At 62.4% G+C, this 17571-nt stretch carries 26 protein-coding genes; 3 read left to right on the plus strand and 23 right to left on the minus strand.

The window, feature by feature from the left end; translation table 11 throughout:
* Positions 1-8: 8 nt before the first annotated feature.
* From J5Y06_RS17580 to J5Y06_RS17625, 10 genes are all read right to left on the minus strand, one after another.
* Positions 9-773: a DUF6166 domain-containing protein gene (locus J5Y06_RS17580; RefSeq protein WP_209336494.1), complete on the minus strand. Its 765-nt coding sequence runs from the start codon at positions 771-773 to the stop codon at positions 9-11.
* Positions 770-1024, minus strand: a complete 255-nt coding sequence (locus J5Y06_RS17585; protein ID WP_209336495.1) for a hypothetical protein — start codon at positions 1022-1024, stop codon at positions 770-772. Before J5Y06_RS17585 ends, J5Y06_RS17580 begins: the two co-directional genes overlap by 4 nt.
* A 171-nt stretch (positions 1025-1195) precedes the next feature.
* The gene (locus J5Y06_RS17590) at positions 1196-1411 is read right to left on the minus strand and encodes a hypothetical protein (RefSeq protein WP_209336496.1); all 216 of its coding nucleotides are present in this window, start codon (positions 1409-1411) and stop codon (positions 1196-1198) included.
* Positions 1408-1584: a hypothetical protein gene (locus J5Y06_RS17595; RefSeq protein WP_209336497.1), complete on the minus strand. Its 177-nt coding sequence runs from the start codon at positions 1582-1584 to the stop codon at positions 1408-1410. Before J5Y06_RS17595 ends, J5Y06_RS17590 begins: the two co-directional genes overlap by 4 nt.
* Positions 1559-2242, minus strand: coding sequence for a hypothetical protein (locus tag J5Y06_RS17600; protein WP_209336498.1), 684 nt, complete (start codon positions 2240-2242; stop codon positions 1559-1561). The genes J5Y06_RS17595 and J5Y06_RS17600 overlap by 26 nt, the downstream gene beginning before the upstream one ends.
* The gene (locus J5Y06_RS17605; protein WP_209336499.1) at positions 2239-3531 is read right to left on the minus strand and encodes a helicase HerA domain-containing protein; all 1293 of its coding nucleotides are present in this window, start codon (positions 3529-3531) and stop codon (positions 2239-2241) included. The genes J5Y06_RS17600 and J5Y06_RS17605 overlap by 4 nt, the downstream gene beginning before the upstream one ends.
* On the minus strand, positions 3528-3791 hold the full coding sequence (locus tag J5Y06_RS17610; protein WP_209336500.1) for a hypothetical protein: 264 nt from the start codon (positions 3789-3791) through the stop codon (positions 3528-3530). The genes J5Y06_RS17605 and J5Y06_RS17610 overlap by 4 nt, the downstream gene beginning before the upstream one ends.
* Before the next feature lie 88 nt (positions 3792-3879).
* Entirely contained in the window at positions 3880-4272 is a 393-nt protein-coding gene (locus J5Y06_RS17615; RefSeq protein ID WP_209336501.1) for a hypothetical protein, read from the minus strand.
* A 256-nt stretch (positions 4273-4528) separates the two neighbouring features.
* On the minus strand, positions 4529-5086 hold the full coding sequence (locus J5Y06_RS17620; protein WP_209336502.1) for a hypothetical protein: 558 nt from the start codon (positions 5084-5086) through the stop codon (positions 4529-4531).
* Between the two features lie 99 nt (positions 5087-5185).
* The gene (locus tag J5Y06_RS17625) at positions 5186-7300 is read right to left on the minus strand and encodes a ParB/RepB/Spo0J family partition protein (protein WP_209336503.1); all 2115 of its coding nucleotides are present in this window, start codon (positions 7298-7300) and stop codon (positions 5186-5188) included.
* Positions 7301-7483: 183 nt separating this feature from the next.
* Between J5Y06_RS17625 and J5Y06_RS17630 the strand changes: the two genes are divergently transcribed.
* Both J5Y06_RS17630 and J5Y06_RS17635 read left to right on the plus strand, forming a co-directional pair.
* On the plus strand, positions 7484-8104 hold the full coding sequence (locus J5Y06_RS17630) for a DUF433 domain-containing protein (RefSeq protein WP_209336504.1): 621 nt from the start codon (positions 7484-7486) through the stop codon (positions 8102-8104).
* Positions 8101-8487: a DUF5615 family PIN-like protein gene (locus J5Y06_RS17635; RefSeq protein ID WP_209336505.1), complete on the plus strand. Its 387-nt coding sequence runs from the start codon at positions 8101-8103 to the stop codon at positions 8485-8487. Before J5Y06_RS17630 ends, J5Y06_RS17635 begins: the two co-directional genes overlap by 4 nt.
* A 4-nt stretch (positions 8488-8491) precedes the next feature.
* On the opposite strand, the gene J5Y06_RS17640 is transcribed toward J5Y06_RS17635, so the two are convergent.
* The 8 genes from J5Y06_RS17640 to J5Y06_RS17670 all read right to left on the minus strand — a co-directional run bounded on the left by J5Y06_RS17640 (position 8492) and on the right by J5Y06_RS17670 (position 12649).
* Positions 8492-8695 carry a hypothetical protein gene (locus J5Y06_RS17640; protein WP_209336506.1) on the minus strand — a complete coding sequence of 68 codons (204 nt, stop codon included), beginning with the start codon at positions 8693-8695 and terminating at the stop codon, positions 8492-8494.
* Positions 8692-9096, minus strand: coding sequence for a hypothetical protein (locus J5Y06_RS17645; protein WP_209336507.1), 405 nt, complete (start codon positions 9094-9096; stop codon positions 8692-8694). Before J5Y06_RS17645 ends, J5Y06_RS17640 begins: the two co-directional genes overlap by 4 nt.
* A 299-nt stretch (positions 9097-9395) precedes the next feature.
* Complete coding sequence (locus J5Y06_RS17650; protein ID WP_209336508.1) at positions 9396-9566, minus strand: hypothetical protein; 171 nt, start codon at positions 9564-9566, stop codon at positions 9396-9398.
* Entirely contained in the window at positions 9563-9703 is a 141-nt protein-coding gene (locus J5Y06_RS23130) for a hypothetical protein (RefSeq protein WP_245248026.1), read from the minus strand. Before J5Y06_RS23130 ends, J5Y06_RS17650 begins: the two co-directional genes overlap by 4 nt.
* A gap of 8 nt (positions 9704-9711) precedes the next feature.
* Positions 9712-10125, minus strand: a complete 414-nt coding sequence (locus J5Y06_RS17655; RefSeq protein WP_245248028.1) for a hypothetical protein — start codon at positions 10123-10125, stop codon at positions 9712-9714.
* Positions 10122-10349 (minus strand): hypothetical protein, encoded by a 228-nt coding sequence (locus J5Y06_RS23135; RefSeq protein ID WP_245248029.1) that lies wholly within the window; start codon positions 10347-10349, stop codon positions 10122-10124. Before J5Y06_RS23135 ends, J5Y06_RS17655 begins: the two co-directional genes overlap by 4 nt.
* A gap of 544 nt (positions 10350-10893) precedes the next feature.
* Positions 10894-11271: a DUF2958 domain-containing protein gene (locus tag J5Y06_RS17665; RefSeq protein WP_209336538.1), complete on the minus strand. Its 378-nt coding sequence runs from the start codon at positions 11269-11271 to the stop codon at positions 10894-10896.
* Between the two features lie 181 nt (positions 11272-11452).
* On the minus strand, positions 11453-12649 hold the full coding sequence (locus tag J5Y06_RS17670; RefSeq protein ID WP_209336509.1) for a DUF932 domain-containing protein: 1197 nt from the start codon (positions 12647-12649) through the stop codon (positions 11453-11455).
* Between the two features lie 392 nt (positions 12650-13041).
* On the opposite strand from J5Y06_RS17670, the gene J5Y06_RS17675 reads away from it, so the two are divergent.
* Entirely contained in the window at positions 13042-14241 is a 1200-nt protein-coding gene (locus J5Y06_RS17675) for a DUF1173 domain-containing protein (RefSeq protein WP_209336539.1), read from the plus strand.
* 207 nt (positions 14242-14448) lie between these two features.
* Here J5Y06_RS17675 and J5Y06_RS17680 read toward each other — a convergent pair whose 3' ends face one another.
* From J5Y06_RS17680 to J5Y06_RS17700, 5 genes are all read right to left on the minus strand, one after another.
* The gene (locus J5Y06_RS17680; protein WP_209336510.1) at positions 14449-15183 is read right to left on the minus strand and encodes a heparan-alpha-glucosaminide N-acetyltransferase; all 735 of its coding nucleotides are present in this window, start codon (positions 15181-15183) and stop codon (positions 14449-14451) included.
* 96 nt (positions 15184-15279) lie between these two features.
* The gene (locus tag J5Y06_RS17685; RefSeq protein WP_209336511.1) at positions 15280-15936 is read right to left on the minus strand and encodes a DsbA family protein; all 657 of its coding nucleotides are present in this window, start codon (positions 15934-15936) and stop codon (positions 15280-15282) included.
* Positions 15933-16382, minus strand: a complete 450-nt coding sequence (locus J5Y06_RS17690) for a disulfide bond formation protein B (protein ID WP_209336512.1) — start codon at positions 16380-16382, stop codon at positions 15933-15935. Before J5Y06_RS17690 ends, J5Y06_RS17685 begins: the two co-directional genes overlap by 4 nt.
* Positions 16383-16385: 3 nt before the next feature.
* The gene (locus tag J5Y06_RS17695) at positions 16386-17006 is read right to left on the minus strand and encodes an SCO family protein (RefSeq protein WP_342453449.1); all 621 of its coding nucleotides are present in this window, start codon (positions 17004-17006) and stop codon (positions 16386-16388) included.
* Entirely contained in the window at positions 17003-17512 is a 510-nt protein-coding gene (locus tag J5Y06_RS17700) for a copper chaperone PCu(A)C (protein ID WP_342453450.1), read from the minus strand. Before J5Y06_RS17700 ends, J5Y06_RS17695 begins: the two co-directional genes overlap by 4 nt.
* Positions 17513-17571 lie beyond the last annotated feature (59 nt).

Consider the following 17571-nt stretch of genomic DNA (forward strand, 5'->3'; position numbering starts at 1 on the left):
GATCGGGATCAGGCGTCGACGGCGAGTCCGGTGACGCTTGGATGTTTCAGCACCCAGCCGAGCACGTCGTCAGTAGTCAGGCGCCAGGGCTGGTTCTGGTCGAACCGCGAGACGACGGCGTCCTTGAACTCCTGATAGAGGTCTTCGGCGCGTTCGTCGGAGTGCAGCGCATGGCAGAGAATGGCGAGGGAGAGCTGGGCCGGCCCTGAGCCGGAATAGCCCCACGAAAAGCCCGTCGGGCTGTGTTTGTTCAGGTCGAGGCGAGGATCGAGCATATGGACAATGCCGGCCTCGTCGACGACGTCGACCCTGAACCCTTCCGGCCTGCCCCGATACTCGTAGGTTTGATCGACAGACCATGGCCTCGACTGAACGGGAGGATCGGATAGGAGTGCAACGGCGTCCGTAGGGACAGAGCGCGCTTCGGCGATCAGGGTGCGCAACAACTCCTGCGCCTGTGCCGCATCAACGTTGGGATCGAGCACGGCCAGCTTTTGGACCAGCCGCCGCGCCTCGGGATGCAGCGGCCGATCGCCGTCGAAGGCGATACCCTCCACCAGTTCCGATCGGGCGACTCCCATCGTGTCGACATAGGAGATCAGGCCTTCGTGGCGCTCCTCCATGTCGATCTCCTCGGGGTGCCCATGCCAATACATCATGTGGCATGCCGCCGCCTTCGCGAGGTGGAAAGCCTCGGCGTCCGTGGCGGCCGATATTTCGGTGCTGTCATAGGCGCGGAGCCAGAAGCGGAGCTTGACGACATAGTCTTTCATGGCTCGTTCCTCGCCGGCTGATCCGCGCTGGCGTCCTCGACTGTGAACACTACGGTGTCGCCCTCGACCGTGTGGGGGACCGAACCGGACAACAGCTGATGGGCGGCAGCGGCGGAAACGCCGGGCCAACCATCGACGATGACGCGGCGCAGAACCGTGCGATCGCGTTTGAAGGCGTAGCCGTTGATGGCCCAGGCGATGACCCCGGGTGCGTGGATGAGCTCGCTCGAGCCAAGCCGATAGACAGGCATGACGATCCTCTCGATTTCTGGGTTGGAAACGCGAAAGCCCGGCGCGGTGGCCGGGCTTTTCGTGGGCAATGGGTGATGGTGGATCGGAGGCGCGTGGCCTGCGCCAGGCGCTGGATGCGTCGCCCAGGCCCGGTCGCGCTCGCTATGCGGGGCCGGGCCGCGCCTGGCGGGCTAGGTTTTGAGTGTCTTGCCTGCGCCTGTGGTCATATCGACCACCTTGAACTGCCAGTCGGGATTGTCCGGCGCATTGTCGGCGATCAGCTGTTCACAGGCGTCTTTGGCCGGCCAGCGCGCGGCGTGGATCTTGAGATGCGTGACGCCGCCTCTCGGCGTCAGGAAGCCCCATTTCTTCGTATCGCTCTTACGGACCTTGATAGCGTATCTCATGACGGTTCTCCGGAGATCAGTGCAATGAAGGGGACCTTGTCGACCTTGCGCAGGTCGACGACGTCGATGTTGTCGATGATCCACCGGCGCAGATCGGCAGGTTCTATGTCCCACGAGCTGCCACCCTGCTGGGCAAGCCGCCGGTCGTCACGTTTTCCGGGCCGGCAGCTCACCGGTGAGGATGCGGCCGGTGACATATTTGGAGTCGACGCCGAGGATCGACGCCGCCTTCGTGGCGGAAAGGTCGGGCCGGCTGGCGCGGCGCGACAGATCGAGGCGCTTCGCCCTGACTACGATGGCCATCGGCGAGCGCCGGAATCCGTGTTCGCGGAAGACCCTTGCCGCCAGGTCGGGACGGTGAAGGGGGACTTCGCGCATCAGCGCATCCTCCGCCGCCGTCCAGCGCGGTTCCTTCTTGTGGCGAAGCGTCAAGCCGAGGACGGTCATGCGCTTGGTGAGCCACCAGCGAGGAATGTTAAGGCGGTCGGCAAGCTCGGCTACGGCGCCCTTGCGGCCGGCATCCATCTGACGCCAGCCGTCACGGATCCTCTCGTCGAGTTCCGGCGTGGCGCGGTGTCGTTGCCGTGCAGACGGCGCGCCCTGGATCTTCACGCCGAGCTTCTTCGCCTGGCAATACACGCCTTGCGGCGTGCGGTGGTCGGGAAGACGGAGCAGGCAGGCGGCCGCACCGCCCAGCGGGAAGTACCGCCGGATGATGTCGCATTCGGCGTCCGTCCAGAAACGCTTGTCGCGCTTTCCTGGAACGTAGGGTGCGGAAAGACGCGGTTCGTGAGCGAGCGGCCTGTCGAAGGAGACGGGATTGAGGCTCATAGCGTCAGCCCCTTCGCCAATCGGACGGCGCGGCCCTCGCCGACATCGTCGATGTCGACCGCGCCATAGGTGTCGAGCAGCGCGAGGGCAGCTGCGACGCGCGACCCGTCGATCGACAGATAGTCGGCGAGATCTGACACCGCTGCACCCTGCGGCGAAAGGGGCGTCAACACCTCCAGTATCTTGCCGGCATCGGCGAATGCCGGTTCCCGGATGAAGGATCGCACGGCCTTCATTCCGACGGGAAGGCTTTGTTCCGATCTGACGTCTTCATCGGCCTGCGAGGCCGTCTGCAGTTCATCGAGGTCGAGGAGCGATGCGGCATCCGCCGCGCTGATCGCCGTCGGTGCGATCATCTCGGGACGCGCCCCGATATGCCGGGTTTCAACGGGACCGACACGCAGTGTCGCCGGCGCCAGCGAAAAGGCAGGACCCGACGCGACGAAGTCTCCTGGTTGAAGGATCGGGAGGCGGTCGAACGCCTTGCTGGCATCCCAGCCGATCGTTTCGGCCGCGCGGCGGATGTCGATATCCAGCGTGTTGAGCCCAATCAGGAAGTTCAACGCCTCGGACGAAACCGACTTCGCCAGGCGAGCGATGCGCTGGGTCGCAAGCACGCCGGCAAGGCCACGCTTGCGGCCGCGGCTCATCAAATCGGTGAGCGTATGGGTCGCCGCCTGCCGGACCGAGGTCGCCGCGAGTCCGGCGCCGCCGAACGGTGCGAAGATGTGCGCCTCGTCAATGGCGATCAAAGCGGGATGCCAGTACTCCCGGGGTGCGGCGATCAAGGCGCCGACAAAAGCGGTCACGGCCTGCATCTGGGCCTCGCGATCGATCTGCGACAGGTCGAGAAGGACCGACAGGCGGTGCTCGCGGGCGCGAGAGGCTGCGATGGCAAGCGCGGCCGTATCGAGGCGGGAGCCGTCGACGATGGGATAGTCGAAATGCCGCGCCAGCGACACGAACTCGCCTTCGGGATCGATGACGATCTGCTGCACGAGGCCGTGCGTCTGTTCGAGAAGTCGCCGCAGAGTCCAGCTCTTGCCGGCGCCCGACGTGCCCTGCACGAGAAGACGTCCATCGAGCAGTTTTTCGAGGTTGAGACGGATCATCCCGCCAGGGTCGGAAACACCGAGATCGATGCCAATGCAATCGTGTTCGGGGATCTTGGGCCGTGCGACGGGCAGGGTCTTGCCGAGTTCGGTGGCAAAGGCCTTCGCCAGCTTTTGCTCGATCGGCGCGAGACGGGACAGATCCCGCTCGGTGAGGGTGGTGGCGCCGAAGCTCATGGCCTGCCCTCCGCGCTGGCGATAAGCTCCTGTGCCTCTGTGAGGCGAGTAAGCTGTGATCCTGCCAAGCCGACCGTGTAGCGTACGGCAACGAGAATGCGGACAACGCCTTTCAGCGATTGCAGCATCGCCGGCGCTAGGGCGAACAGTCGAGCGCTCGCCTCGCGTTCTGGATCGGCAAAAGGCAGGTTTGGATATGCCGAGCCCATGGCGCGGCGGGCCTCTGCAAGTGACGATGGGCCGCTCTTGTAATTGGCCATGATGATTTCCTTTCATGTTGGCGATCTGGTGGATGGTTCTGATCGAGGTCGGCGCACCGGGACGTCGGGCACAGCGACGGGCAGCGGTTCAGGCGGCGCGGTCGCGGGCTGCGGTCTGGCCAACCTGGCCGACGCCGGTGATGGCGTGGACAGCTGCGGCGAGCGCGGGGATATCGTCGAGCTTGTCCAGGTCGAGGAAATGGTTGCGGCCGCCGGTATAGTCGCGGCGTCCTTTGCAGGTGCGGATCAGGATCCCGTGATGCGAGGTCAGGCCGAATTGACCGACCTGGATATAGGCGCCGTCGTGATGCAGCGTGACTTCACCGCTGACCGCGATGCCCGCCCTGTTCGATCTGATGTCGTAGGATCCGGCCGGGAGATGGAGCTCAGCCGCCAGTTTCTTCAGGCGGGAACGGGCAGTAGAGTGGAACCGGCGCTTCTGCGCATCGTCATATGAACAGGATTTGCTCCAGTCGAACATTTTCATGGTCCTCAAAAATGGCGACGGCCCGAACTCCTTGTGGTGTCGGACCGCGCGGTTGAAGGGATGATGCGGCTCAAACGCCGCATGGGGGGTCGAAATCTTCTTCCTCGGCGGCGAGCTCGCCGAGATGGGCGATCAGACCTTAGGAGAGGTCGTTCGTGTCGAGCCAGCGGCTGATCAGAAGGAGCAGCGTGAAGCTGTCCCACCGCCAGCGATGGTTTGGATTTCGGAGTAGGTAGCGTCAATCGTTAGCTCACCGTCCCTCGACCAACATCGCAGCAATCTCATCGGCTGTGACGGGATCGAAGATCGCGGCCGGAACGGCGTGTCGGGCGAGCCATGCGACAGCCGCGCCCTCATCTTCAGCGAGATGCAGCAACTCGGCATTGTTCCCGTCCCGGGCAAGGATGCGAACCGAGCCCACCGGTGGGAGTTGGAGCACCTCGAAGCGCATGGCCGCAGTGGATGGTTCGCCAAGCGCGAAGGTGAACGCGACCGCGCCGCGCTCGCCGAAATCGGCCGTTCGGATGGTGATGCTCGCAGGGTGCGCGAGAGGCGAGAAATGTGGCGGCGGATCTCTTCTGGCGAGACGGCCGATACCGTTGAACAGCCGCCAAACGGCGAGGTCGCCCTGCCGATTGGCTGGCGGCTCGGGAATGTGGTCGCTGAACCGGATCAGGGTTCCGATTGGGAGATCGTAAATGAGGCTCCCCGGGATCGTCCGGACCGTGCCGGTCAGCCGCGTGCCGGTTTTGGAGTCACTGTCGGCGCCGTCCAGCAGCGGCGCGGTGTTTGAGGGTCTTGGGATCATGAAACTGTCCTTGGTTGCACGCTTTGGGCGGCGTTGGTGGCAACTGGAAAGGCCCGGCATGATTGCCGGGCCTTGGTGTATCGACGGGAGAGAGCTGGCCTATTCGGCGGCGGCGAGGGATTCAGGCTCGTCGTCGACGCTCTCGGCGAGGAAGGCCGGAAGTTCGGCGCTGTCGTCGGCGAGAGCCGCTTCGTCGGACATGTCGCCAGAGCTGGTCTCCACCGCCTCGGCAGCGATGTCGTCCACCTCCAGTCGGAGCGGTTCCGGCAGCCAGCCGGAGTCCGTGAGAAGCCGGGCGGCCTCGCGCGCCATCAAGTCCTTCTTCATGTGGTCGATCAGCTGAGCGGAATCCTCGCCGCGGGCTTCACGCACCGCCTGGACGATCCTGGCCTTGGTCACGCGGCCAAGATAGTTGTCCACCGTCGGCGACCATCCTGCCTCGACCATGTCGAATTGAAGCGTGGCCGCAAGCGCATCGGCATGGGCAAGCGCGCCCGGACGCCTGTTCCATGGCTCGACGACGGCGTTGAGCGAAAGCGCCGCGCAGTGCGCGAACAGCGCCTTGCGGCTCGCTTCGTCAAGACCGAGCAGGAAGTTCCAGAGGTCGGGACTGTCCGGCATATCCCTGTCCCAGGCTTCGTGACGTTCGGCGATCTCCTTCGCCCAGGGCGTTTCGGCGAGACCCTGCACCTGGCCGAAATTGTTGCTCACCAACGTGAGTTCGAGGCAGCTGTCCTTGGCGTAGCGATAGAACACCTGCAGCACGAGGGCGTGCAGAACTGCGACGAAGGCGATATCCACGTCACCGGCAACGACGTTGCGCAGCGCGAGGGTCTTCTGTGCCGTGAGGTCGAAGACGAGGCGCTCGGGCAGCGGCTTGATGCCCTCCTCCTCGGCCTCATCGGCGGTTTCGGAAGCGCCGTTGACCGGCCGGCCGTTTACGACGACGGAGCCCGCGTCGTCATCTTCTTCCTGTTGCTCGTCGATTTCCTCGCCGTCGGCCTCTTCCTCATTGTCCGACTCGACCTGCGGTTCGTCTTCAGGACGGACGAAGCCAGCGTCGATCTGAAGCGTGCCGTTGGTGGCGAGTGTTATGAACGCTCCGGCGATGGCCTTCAGCGCCGGGGGATAGACGTTGGGTCGATCGTCGAACACACTCAGTTCGGCGCTGAGCTGCTCAAGCTTGTCTTCGATGGCCTCGTCGGCGTCTTCCATCTCGGCATATTCGGCGTCAAGCGCATCGTACTCCGCCTTCACCGCGTCATACCGCGCGATCTCCTCGTCGGTCATCTCCGCCGGCTCGGCATAGACCCGCCGCATGCCGGAGGTGTGGCCGTAAGGGAAGCTGAGGTCAGCCTTGACCCATTTCCATCCGTCGGCGCGAACGGCCTCGGCATCCACCTTCAGCTTGTCGAAGACCAGCTGTTCGAGAAGAGCCGCATCCTGGAACCAGCTACCGTGTTCAGGCTCGACCAAGTCGCGCAATACGACACCGCCAGCGGCTTCGTAGGCCTCGGCGCCGACATAAACGGCACGGCGATCGTCCGATCGAACCGTGGTCTCCGTCAGAAGGCGCCTGATATAGTAGGCGTCCTCCATGTTCGTGCCGGCGACACGCTTCCACACCTGCTCCTGACGCTTGTGATCGGGAGAAATAGCGAAGACATTGAGCTGTTCGAGCTTGATCTCGCCCTTTTCATAGAGGGCGAGCAGCTCCGGAGAGACCTCGGTGAGCTTCAGACGGTGGTTGACCGTGTTCACCGATACGAGATAGCGGGCTGCGATCTCCTCGACGCCGAGGCCCTGGTCGCTGAGCGCCTTGAAGGCCCGGAACTGGTCGAGCGGATGCAGGTTCTCTCGATGGATGTTCTCGGCGAGCGAGTCATCCTCCATGCTGGTCGCGGCGGAGCGGTTGACGATGCAGGGCGTCGACGCGGTCTTCGCCATTTCCTTGCGCTTGACCAGAAGTTGGAGCGCGCTGAAACGACGGCCGCCGGCGGGGACTTCGTAGCGGCCCGTCTCCTCGCCATCCTTCAGCTCGGGCCGGACGTTGAGGCTCTGAAGCAGCCCGCGGCGCGCGATGTCATCGGCGAGGTCTTCGACGGAGACGCCGTTCTTGATCCGCCGGACGTTTCTCTGCGAGAGGAACAGCTTGTCGAAGGGTATGTTCTCCGCCTGATTGAGGGTGATCTTCTGAATGGCGCTCTTTGCCATGGTCAGGTTCTCCATGACGGGCGGCCCGGGGCCTCTCCCCGGACCTCCAAACCCGTCAGGAAACCTCCCGCCCCCCTCCCGCTCTGGCGGCCGCGCACCGTCCGCGGCCGGCCGCGACAGGATGCTGGACTGTGCTGCGAGGGATCGCTATATATCTTCCACAACCGTGGAAGGATTAATGTCATGGCAGGCATCAACACCGAGGTGCTAACCGCCAACGAGGCGGCGTCGGTTACGCGCGTGCCGCTCAAGCAGGTGCATCGCATCATCGATGCCGGCTTGCTGCGTGGCCGTGTCGAGATGCGTCGCGGCAGCCGCGTCATCGTCGGGACGGGGCTGGTCGGACTGCGCCTGGCCTGGTTGACGGCCGACATGCTGACGCCAATGGCAAGGCGGCGCATCGTCGAGCGCGCGATTGCAACCGACGCCGCATCGGTGGTTGCCGCGGACCCCTTGAAGATAGACCTCAAGCCGATCGCTGCGGAGGTGAAGATCGGTCTTACCCGCCTTCGCAAGGCTAAGGCGATGGTGACATGTGATGCCGACGTTCACGGCGGCCATCCGGTCTTTGCCGGAACGCGTGTGCCGGTTCATGACGTCGCCGACATGCTTGCCAATGGCGATGCGGTCGAGGCAATCCACTCCGCCTATCCGCAGTTGACCTTCGACCAGATCGGCCTCGCCGCCGACTACGTGGTGGCCTATCCGCGCCGTGGGCGACCACCGGTCAAACCAGTCTGGCGGGCGGCGCCAGCGAAGTCGTCGCGCACAGTCGATGTGGACGATCTGCCGGCGGCTTCGTGAAGTTCCTGATCGACGAATGTCTGAGCCCGGATCTTGCGAAGCTCGCGCGAGACAGTGGGTATCCGGAATCCAGCCATGTGCGCTGGCTCGGACTTGCCGGCACGAAGGATCATGTGGTGACCAGGCGTGCGGTCGATGATGGCTACGTTCTGGTCACCCACAACACCGCGGACTTTCGTGGGCTTTATAGCCGCGAGCACCTGCATGTCGGTCTGGTTGCGTTCAACACGGCGCCGGGATTGATGAGCCTCGATCTTCAGATGAGGCTCTTTGGCCTCGCACTTTCGGAACTGGATGGCGAAGAGGCATGGAATGAAGTGCTCGAGATCACAATGGACACGGAGCGGGTCGTGACGATCGAGCGGTTCGATCTTCCAGAATAGCGCGCTATCCGTCCGGTTCGGCAATGTCGACGCGACCGGCTTTGCGCAGCGCCTCCAGCATGCGGGAATGATCCATGAGGATGTGGATCAGCGCTCGCCGGTCCACGGTGACCGTCTTGCTGGTGCTGCGTGTCCGATCGTGCCGCTCGTGCATGGTCTCGAACTCGGCAAGAGTGGTATAGAGATGGAGGAGAGGTCGCCCGCTCATGATCCGATTCTCCGTTCGCCTGACATAGGCATCGGCTCGACGCCGGGGATGTTCCAGATTTCGGCGCCGGCCGCAGCGTAACGCGCGGCGACCACGTGCAACGGCGCATAGGAGAGGCCATGCCAGGGGGCGGGCTCGGGCTTACGGCCAACTGCGACCAGCGGTACGCCGAGCGTGAGCTGAACGACGACATCGAACGCCACGCACCGGCTGTCGATGATAGGGAGCCCGGCCGCGATGCAGTGGGCCTTGATCGCCTCGCAATCATAGCCGGAAAGCATCGCGCCATTGCGATAGTGAAGCGTGAAGCCGCCACGGCCGATGGAGAGGTGGCCTCCTTCGGTCGCAAGCGCGGATTCTATGTCGGCAGAATAGTCGGTGGAACAGGCTGGCTTCAGCATGATGGTTTTCTCCGTGACGGCCGCGGGAGAAGTCCCGACCGGGAAAGCCGTCACGGTGAAAGCCACCCCCTCGGTCGAAGGGATGGCTGAAGATATCCGTGGCGGGGTCGCTGAGGTGGAGTTGTCGTCTCCAGTGGCGTGTAGACCGGGCGCTCCGCATTGACGCGGTATTTTCGACGAAGCGCCTCGATCGCTGCGTCCTGACGGTCGATCTTGCGGCGCAATCGATCGAGGTCCGGCGCGGCATTGTCGATCAGCCGGTCGAGCAACCTAAGATAGGTTTCCTCATCCAGCCCGGTTCAGTTGGACATGCGCCGGTTGTAGCGGCGCACCTTCGGCCGTGACTCGATTGCTGCCGCCTCCGCTTTCTCCCGCAGCGACCGTTCGAGTTCGTGGAGATTATGCCGTGTCTCGCGCAGGCGAGTTTCCATGCACGAGAGCGTTTGGCGCGCTTCATGATGGCTCATCATGGCGCATCTCCCCTTCCATCCGCAGTCATGAGCAGCCATCGGCGCAGATCCTTCCGCATGCGGCCGATCGGGCCGTTGATGGTGGTGACCGATGCGTCGTCGACGACGCACCCCATGCGTTGGAAGCCGGTCAGCATGGCGCGCATCACCGCGAGATAGAGGCTGCGCCGACAAGTGCGACATCGTCGAACGGCTCGCGGCCATAGCGCGCCATCGATGCGATCTCGGTGCCAGGATGCATACCGGCGTTGTCGGGACCGTTGCGACGGCGGGGACGCGGCCAGCGTGTGGTCATGCCGCCGGCGATCATGCGTTCGGCAAGATCCGGGGTCAGCCGCGCATCGTAATATGCGATCGGGGTTTCGGCATCGCGGAATCCATAATGCGCCGACAGGAACGCGACCTTGGCACGGGTGCCGTCCGGATCAACCGATCGAAGGGTGCGCCAGAGCGGGCCGTCGTAGCGCAGGCGGGACGGCATGTAGTCGCGGTCCTGTCGTTTCATGGCCGAGCAGGCGAGAACGAGAAGACGGCGAGTGGGGACCAGGGACGTGGTCATGGCGCTGCCTCGCCGCGCGTGGGTGCCATCGTATCGACGCGGCGTACGACGACGGGGCGTGTGTCGGCGTCCTGTGCGAGACGGCGGATCAGCTCGAGTTCGGAATCCGAACAGTCGCCGCGCACTTCGAGATCGATCCAGTGACCGGCGCGGCCGACATGAGAGTCGCGCAGCCGGTGGCTGGATGAAGTGTAATAGCTCTCATGCGGGTCGTTGAGGCGCACGCGGGTGCGCAGGAACAGGATGCCTGAACCGAGATTGCCGCAGAACAGGAACTCGTCAGCGGGCGTGGTCTTCGGGCCACCGCCGATTTTTCGATGGCCGATCTGGCGAAAGGCTTCATCGAATTTTTCGGGGTTCGGCGTGGTCCTGTCAATTTGCCGTCGAAAACCCAGGGAGGCCGATGTGGATCGACGCGGCCGACCTTAATCTGGTGAAGGAGATCGAGCAGATAGGTGGGATCCGCCGGATAGGGGCAACCGCGCCAAAGGTTTCGGATTGTGCTGCGAAGTTCAGCGGGCAATGAGAACAGCCGGCCACGGGCTTCGCGCCACCGGCCGGCGCGCAGGCTACGTTGCTCGCGTTCACGCTCGTCCCACCAGATGTGGCGGCGGGCCATTTCTTCGTCGACGCTGTGCTGGCCGGCAGCGATCATCTCCGAAAAGAGCGGCAGCGCCTCGCGTTCGAGGCGCTGCTTGCGCTTGAAGGCCGCGCGCTTGCGCGATGTGTCACGATAGGGTTCGGGCTTTGGCCAGGCACGGAAGCGCATCACGCGCACTCCCCTCGTGTGGCCCTTGCGGCGTCGGCACGGACACTGATTGCCTCGTTGATGCTGCCCGTCTCCCGGGCGGCTTCGGCGTAGGCCGAGATCGGGAAGGCGCCTCTGAAGAAGAGATCGCGCTCGATATGCATGCCGAACGGCAGCACCAGCGTGGCAAGTTCAGCCAAGCTGAAGGATCCGAGTTCAGGTGCGTCGTTGAGCTGCGCCAATCCGTATAGGGTGTCGCCGTTCATATCGAGCTCGGTCGCAAGCCATGTGCCGATGCCAACCGGGTTGAAGAATTCTAAGACCGGAACGTGGTCGAGGCCCGGCTGGCGGCTGTTGGCGAGAAGCTGCACGTGCTGGTTAGGTGTCAGCAAGGGCATGGAAGTTTGGGAAGATTTGTTCATCGGTTTGCTCCGCGACGGGCGGCCGCAAGGCTTGTGCGACCTCGTGACTCGTCACGACGAAAGGCGCCGTCCTCCTGGCTGGGAGGACGGCGCCTTGCACTGACGGGGAACCGCGAACTGGCAGTGTGTGCTCTAGGGTCGCTGGTCTGAGTGGAGATCAGTGAGCGAGGTCGAGGAGTTTTTTCGCCTTGCCTTCCATCTCCAGCCGGTCATCCTGGTGCTGCTTGTCGCGAGCGACGCGTGTGATGCCCTGCACGAAATCGAAGACCGACGCCGGTGGATGCCCCTCGTCGGCAAGCACGGCATCGATGATCTTCCCGGTCTCGCCCTTCGAGAAGCCGCGTTTGCGAAGGAATGCAGTGCGATCGTCATCATCACGTGCGACGATCCGCTCGCGTGCCGCCTTGATGCCGTTGATGAACGGCATCGGCGAGGATTCCGCGAACTGGATCAGCGCGGGTTCGGCCTCGAGGGCGAAGCGCGAGGCGGCGTATTTGGAGTGCCGGATGGTGATTTCCTGGAAATCCTCCACGCCCCACAGATTGCGATTTTGGCACACTGCACGCAGGTAAAAGCTTGCAATTCCTAGCGTTTTCGAGCCGACCTCGCTGTTCCAGGCGTAGAACCCGCGGAAGTACAGATCCGGTTCGCCGTTTGGGAGACGGCCGGCTTCGATGGGGTTGAGATCGTCGACCAGGAATACGAAGATGTCGCGGTCCGAGGCATAAAGCGTCGTCGTGTCCTTCGAGATATCGACATTGGGATTGTAGATGCTGGTCGACCAGTCGAGCACACCGGGCACTTTCCAGCGTGTGTCGCCCGTGCCGTTGCCGGCGATCTTCTGCACTGCATCGACCAGTTCGTGGTCGAAAATCCTGCCGTAGTCCGGTCCTGTCACCGCCCGGAGCTCGAGGCGGCCGTTTTCGATCTCCAACGTTTTCACCTGCTCGGCCCGGTGTGTGGAAAGCCCGTACTGCAGATTGATCCCGGCGAGCGCTGCCGGCAGCTGACGCAGATAGGTTGCTGGCGCCCCGACCAGGCTCGCGAGTTGGCCAAAACTCCAGTGTGTCGGAGCGACAGGCGCGGGAGCGTCCGGCAGCATCAGTGTCAGCCGTTCGGGATTGTCTCGAGAGGCTTCGACACGGATCGCCCCACTTTCGACGATCCGGGTCTTGCTGTGTTCGGACCGCCGCTTCACTGCATTGTTGAGGTCAGTGAGGCACAGGTAGCGTTCGTCATCTGGCCGGTTGAACCATTCCGAGGACACGCGGCCGATGCGCTGGCCGCGGCTGGCATCAACCCTGTAGCCGTTGCGCGCGTTGCGCGCAGGCGCCTGAATCTCCATATGGGTCATGGTCTTGCTCCGCGACGGGCGCCGGGAGCCTCTCTCCCGGACCTTTACCCGCCGCCCGCCCCCCGCCCGCTCTCTCCCTCTGCCGGCAGCGCCGTGTGCCAACGGAGCGAGCCGCCGCGGCCAGCCGCAGCGCCATCGACGCGTTACCACGGGCGCCAAAGACGCGCTGTAAACTGCTTAGAGGAAACGACCTCCGGCTGCTGACATAAGGGCCTGCGGAGCTTCAGGTTCGCGCCGTATTCCTCGGGGGGGATTTCACGTGCCGGTACGGCATTCAGGGAGCGGCAGGTCTGTTTGATGGTTTAGGGATGGAGCCATCCCGTTGCGTCGTCGAGGAAACCGTGAATCAATGACAAGAGGGGGATGCCGTGGCCTCCGGAGCGATGGAGGCGATGCGACGTTTCAGACTTGGTGATCGCGAGATTGAGGAATCCTCACCCGATCTGCAGGATGCGCTGGCCGATGCGTATCGTCGCCGCATTCGTCCCCTTTGCCTTTGCAAGGAAGCTGGTCTTGCCATGTATATTGCGCAGGTCGGAGATCAGTACATCGTCAAGCGAATGCCGTTGTCAGGTAGCGCGCACGATGTGACGTGTTCATCTTACGACCCCCCTGATGAGCTGTCCGGCCTCGGCGTATTGATGGGAAACGCCATTCAGATCGATCCCGAGACCGGCCTGTCGGCTCTCAAGGTCGGGTTCAGCCTGACGAAACTCGGATCCCGGGCAGCTCCAGTCGCTGGTGCGGGTATCGTGGAGAGCGTCACAAGCGATGCGCGAAAACTTTCCTTGCGCAGTCTGCTCCACTATCTCTGGCACCAGGCGGAACTGACGGCGTGGACGTCTCGCTGGTCGGGAAAGCGGCATTGGTTCACCATCCGATGGCATCTGATCGAAGCGGCTCGCCAGATGACGGTGAAGGGCGGCATGCTGAGCGATGTGCTGTTCGTGCCCGAGCCGTTTCGCGTCACGGAAAAGACGGCGATCGAGCAGAGGCGGGCAGCGGCTCTGGCGCCGGCCTTGCAACCCAGAAGCGGGCCGCGGAAATTGATGATCCTTGTCGGCGAGGTCAAGGATGTCGCGCCGGCGCGCAGCGGGCATCGTCTGGTCGTCAAGCACATGCCGGATTTTCCGTTGATGCTCGACGAAACCCTTCACCGTCGGCTGCTGGTTCATTTCGAGAACGAGCTTGCCTTGTGGGATGCGGACAAACAATCGCATCTCACAATGATCGCCACCTTCGGCATCGCACCGTCTGGCCTCGCTATGATCGAGGAGATCGCGCTGATGGTGGTCGCGGATAATTGGGTGCCTTACGATACCCTCTACGAGAAGCGGCTGGTCGATGCGTTGGCGAAGGTCAGGGCCCGCAGCGTGAAGGCATTGCGTTACAATCTGCCGCCTGGCAAGCCGAGTGCCGTGGCGATGCTCCAGACTGGAAGCAGACCGGTCGGCCTGTACATCGTCCCGTCGTCGGCTGAGGGCGGCTACGAAGACGCGTTGAATGAGATGATTTCTTCACGGCCGGATGTCGACGCCTGGATCTGGAGGATCACTGATGGCGAGATGCCACGATTGCCACATTTTCCATGAACGCTGCATGTTCGGTCTCCTCTTAACCAGGATTGAATAGAAGTGGGAATGTGTGGCCGATCGGAATGGACGGCATCGTCGCGCTATGAGCCTCGTCGAGAAGGTTGTCGCTTGTCGCCCCGTTTTCGATTGAGGCTCACGAGCATCATCACGCCTGACAATGATCGTTGGCCGTCGAGACGTCGAACGCGCTGCTAGCGCGATATCTCAGCGCTGCGTGGAAAGAACCCAGGACAGGGGCACGATGACGCTCAAAAGAATAGGCTGGTGCAAGAGGTAGATTGGCAGACTCCGACTTCCCATCCAGACCAGCACCCTGGCGGGTCGACTTCGTGGCCCGCTTGTCGTGGCGGAGATTCCAACCTTTCGGAATGGGAACAACTTCGCCGCTACCATACCGAGTAGGGTTATGCCGACCCACGGGAAAATGGGGACGAAATCGTCGCTCGGTGGAGGACGTTCTGCAAATCCGATCCAAGCCAGCCACCGCGTATTGAATGCCGGTGCATCCATAACAAATGGCAGAATCAGCACAAATGCGGCCGCGCTCAAACAAACCGCAGCGCTAGCGCGTAAAAACGGCACGCCAAGAAGTGTGGCGACCGCGATTGCGTGGAGAATCCCGAAATAGATGAAACTTTCCGGGAAAACGAACCATGTGACCAGCGAAATGGCCAACGCGTATGCAGTGATGGTGAGCAGACGGCGGACGAAAGCTCCCACGTTGATGGTTTCGTTATGCGCTAGCACCAGGCTGACCCCCACGAGAAACATGAATGTTCCGGCAAGGCTTCGTCCGAAAGCAAGCCAGAGCGGATGTCGTGCTACACCGCTGATGATACCGGTGAATTCAAAATCCCACACAATATGGAACAGGACGACGCCCCCAATCGCCAGTCCTCGTGCGATGTCTATCGCTACGATGCGCTGGCCGCGGGCCAATGTCTTCGTCTCGCCTGTGCGCGGTGGATCCGCAGGTTCTCGGGCACGGCGCCTTGGTCCCTTAACCACTGGCACGCAGTGCTCTGGGCGCGCGGCTCATTGAGTCCCTTGAGCGAGTTTCACTTCACTCTCGACAAGGTCGACGAGCTGTTGCGGCCCAAAGGTTTGCATGCTCTTGCCGTTGACGAAGAACGTTGGGGTCTGCTCGACGCGCCACGTATCGATGTCCTTCGATTCCTGATCGAGCACCTTGGCGACTTCGTCCGAAGAGGCGTCTTGCCGTGCGCGTCCAAGGTCCAATCCGGCCGTGGCAGCGGCCTGCCATGCCTTGTCAATGACCGGCCCGCTATGTGGGGCCCATTCGGGCTGTGCAGCCAACAAAGCTTCCAAAACGGGTTCGAAAAGATTTTGCTTCCGTGCAGCTTCAAGGATCCCGACTGCCTGGTCCGAACCGTCGTGGAACGCGGCGTATCGAAGGACGAGTCGGACGTCCTGCGGATACTGTGCAAGGATGTTCTTTACGATAGGATAAAAGGCGCGGCAGGCTTCGCACGACGGATCGAAGAATTCCACGATCGTAACACGGGCACTGGCCGGTCCGATGACTGGCGAGTAGTCCCTGATGAGGCTGGCGTCCTCGGAGATCGCCTCGGCCCCACTTTCACCGGCACGGTCGTAGTAGAGTGCGGACCCTGCGAAGAGGATGGCAGAGGCGACGGCGGCGGATACGACTATCAACTGTCGACGGTTCATCGGTAGACCCCCGGGCGGCACAGGAAAAGGAGCCCGCCGATTGCCACGAAGGCAAGCAGCGAGGCGAGTGGCAAGGGCACGCTGCCGAGAATTGTCATGGCCTCTCCAGCACAAGATGGTCCGGTGCGCGTGCAAGGGGTTATCGCTTCTTCGACAAGGCCGAAGTAAATCAGTGTATGGAGGGCGGCGATCGCCGCTCCAATCCCGACCAACGGAAGAGCGTAGAACCTGACGCCGGAATCAGACCGAAACGCTGCGATTCCCAAGATGATCGCGAGCGGAAACATGAATATTCTCTGAAACCAGCAGAGATTGCAGGGCGTTTGACCCACAATCTCGCCAATGAACAAGGCAGTGAGCGTTGCCGCTACTGCGATCATCCAGGCAAATAGGAGCCACCAGCTATTGTGCTCATCGATCGCATCGTTGGATAATTTATTGAGCATCGGTCAAGAGCTTGTTACTTGCCCCTTCGCCAAGCGACGAAGCTTTTCCAATCGTGTTTCGCGGGGTTCGTGCATGTCCATCATTCCACCAAAACCTCCATCCGCTTTCATGAGGAACACGCCGGCGGTGTGATCCATCGTGTACTCGCCGGATTCCAAGGGAACCCTCTTCGCGTAGGCGGAAAATGCCTTCAGCGCTGCGTCTGTCTCGGCAGCCGTGCCGCGAAGCGCCGCGATGCGGCTGTCGAACGACGTCATGTAACTTGCCAAAGCTTCTTGGGTGTCGCGCTCTGGATCGACCGTGATGAATAGAACCTTGAAGCGGTCGGCCACGGGGCCGAGCTCCGTCATGAGGTCCGTTAGCTCGAACAGCGTCGTCGGACAGATGTCGGGACAGTAGGTGAACCCGAAGAAGACCAGATAGGCTCGGCCGACCAATGACTGATTGTCGACGCGTTCACCCCCGTGCGACACTAAGGAGAAGGACCCGCCGACTTTCGCGGTGCCACTCGAAACCTCGTCGGTGGGACTACCGCCGGATAGTGGCGTCGACCCGATCACGAACACGCCGAGCACCACGATGCCGGCCCACACCATGAACCGGAAAGCCCGCAGTCCGCTCACTGCCCATGACCGCCATGCTCGTTGCCGCTGCCCGTTTCCACCGCGGGGTTTCTTTGCACGACAAACTCGATTTCTACGGTCCCGGCCCGGGCGAACTCTAGTGTCGCCTTGAAGCTGCTCCCTTCGATCAGTTGCTGGTTGGGTTTGATGAGCATGAGGTGGATGCCGCCCGGCGCCAATTCGACCGAGGCTCCTGGAGCGACCTCGATTCCATCGGGAAGTGGACGCATGCGGGCTATTCCGTCATCCAGCGTCATCTGATGGACTTCGATCCGATCAGCAATCGGAGTCGAGCCGCCAGTCAGTCTGTCGGGCTCCGTCCCTGAATTTGTCACCGTCAAATAGGCTCCGGCAACCGGAGCAGTCGAAGGCGAGACGCGTGACCACGGATGGCCAATCTTGATATCACCTTGCGAAAATTGGTGCGCAAAAGCTGATGTAGAAAGCACCGCCGCAGCCAATATACAAGTGAGCTTCACCGTCAGCTTCAACCCGGAAGACAACACGTCTCCTCCAACTGTTTTATCTTCGCGCCTTTATCGTCGTTTCGTGCCATGCGAACCAC

This window comes from Tianweitania sediminis (genome assembly GCF_017813335.1).
GTDB classification, from domain to species: Bacteria; Pseudomonadota; Alphaproteobacteria; order Rhizobiales; family Rhizobiaceae; genus Tianweitania; species Tianweitania sediminis.

Excerpts from the sequence above, each read along its gene's own strand:
- J5Y06_RS17580 (WP_209336494.1), bottom strand. The coding sequence starts at position 773 with ATGAAAGACTATGTCGTCAAGCTCCGCTTCTGGCTCCGCGCCTATGAC.
- J5Y06_RS17665 (WP_209336538.1), bottom strand. The coding sequence starts at position 11,271 with ATGCCCTTGCTGACACCTAACCAGCACGTGCAGCTTCTCGCCAACAGC.
- J5Y06_RS17615 (WP_209336501.1), bottom strand. The coding sequence starts at position 4,272 with ATGTTCGACTGGAGCAAATCCTGTTCATATGACGATGCGCAGAAGCGC.
- J5Y06_RS17590 (WP_209336496.1), bottom strand. The coding sequence starts at position 1,411 with ATGAGATACGCTATCAAGGTCCGTAAGAGCGATACGAAGAAATGGGGC.
- J5Y06_RS17605 (WP_209336499.1), bottom strand. The coding sequence starts at position 3,531 with ATGAGCTTCGGCGCCACCACCCTCACCGAGCGGGATCTGTCCCGTCTC.
- J5Y06_RS17610 (WP_209336500.1), bottom strand. The coding sequence starts at position 3,791 with ATGGCCAATTACAAGAGCGGCCCATCGTCACTTGCAGAGGCCCGCCGC.
- J5Y06_RS17630 (WP_209336504.1), top strand. The coding sequence starts at position 7,484 with ATGGCAGGCATCAACACCGAGGTGCTAACCGCCAACGAGGCGGCGTCG.
- J5Y06_RS17640 (WP_209336506.1), bottom strand. The coding sequence starts at position 8,695 with ATGAGCGGGCGACCTCTCCTCCATCTCTATACCACTCTTGCCGAGTTC.
- J5Y06_RS17655 (WP_245248028.1), bottom strand. The coding sequence starts at position 10,125 with ATGACCACGTCCCTGGTCCCCACTCGCCGTCTTCTCGTTCTCGCCTGC.
- J5Y06_RS17625 (WP_209336503.1), bottom strand. The coding sequence starts at position 7,300 with ATGGCAAAGAGCGCCATTCAGAAGATCACCCTCAATCAGGCGGAGAAC.
- J5Y06_RS17675 (WP_209336539.1), top strand. The coding sequence starts at position 13,042 with ATGCGACGTTTCAGACTTGGTGATCGCGAGATTGAGGAATCCTCACCC.
- J5Y06_RS17585 (WP_209336495.1), bottom strand. The coding sequence starts at position 1,024 with ATGCCTGTCTATCGGCTTGGCTCGAGCGAGCTCATCCACGCACCCGGG.
- J5Y06_RS17690 (WP_209336512.1), bottom strand. The coding sequence starts at position 16,382 with ATGCTCAATAAATTATCCAACGATGCGATCGATGAGCACAATAGCTGG.
- J5Y06_RS17645 (WP_209336507.1), bottom strand. The coding sequence starts at position 9,096 with ATGCTGAAGCCAGCCTGTTCCACCGACTATTCTGCCGACATAGAATCC.
- J5Y06_RS17600 (WP_209336498.1), bottom strand. The coding sequence starts at position 2,242 with ATGAGCCTCAATCCCGTCTCCTTCGACAGGCCGCTCGCTCACGAACCG.
- J5Y06_RS23130 (WP_245248026.1), bottom strand. The coding sequence starts at position 9,703 with ATGCTGACCGGCTTCCAACGCATGGGGTGCGTCGTCGACGACGCATCG.
- J5Y06_RS17650 (WP_209336508.1), bottom strand. The coding sequence starts at position 9,566 with ATGATGAGCCATCATGAAGCGCGCCAAACGCTCTCGTGCATGGAAACT.
- J5Y06_RS17685 (WP_209336511.1), bottom strand. The coding sequence starts at position 15,936 with ATGAACCGTCGACAGTTGATAGTCGTATCCGCCGCCGTCGCCTCTGCC.
- J5Y06_RS17670 (WP_209336509.1), bottom strand. The coding sequence starts at position 12,649 with ATGACCCATATGGAGATTCAGGCGCCTGCGCGCAACGCGCGCAACGGC.
- J5Y06_RS17620 (WP_209336502.1), bottom strand. The coding sequence starts at position 5,086 with ATGATCCCAAGACCCTCAAACACCGCGCCGCTGCTGGACGGCGCCGAC.